A 339-nucleotide genomic window follows, 5' to 3' on the forward strand; every position below is an offset into this window, starting at 1 on the left:
TGTTCTCCTCCCGATGGTGTTCCGCTTAACATTATTTCTGCCAAAGCTTCTCCATTTATTCTTTCAGAAAAAGTAACGTTTCCTGAAATTCCAGCAACTGCTTTTTCTCCTAAATCATAGGTTTTTGTAGTTCCTGTTAAATCATTCTGACCGATATCTCCTTGCGCTACAATCGTTCCTAAATCATCTGAACTTAAATGCACATTTACATAACCATCAATCCCATTAATATCAGCGTACATAAAAGCAGTACCATCGTTAAAAGCTGCCAAATTGGTAGCGCTCATTCCTGTGTCTCCATTAATTGGTGTAAAAGAAAACAAGATTCCTCCTCCTTCT

At 37.8% G+C, this 339-nt stretch carries 1 pseudogene; it reads right to left on the reverse strand.

The window, feature by feature from the left end:
• Nucleotides 1–339: pseudogene (locus tag ES045_RS16240) on the reverse strand (hypothetical protein); the annotation flags it as partial.

This window comes from Polaribacter sp. IC073 (genome assembly GCF_007997075.1).
Lineage (GTDB): Bacteria > Bacteroidota > Bacteroidia > Flavobacteriales > Flavobacteriaceae > Polaribacter.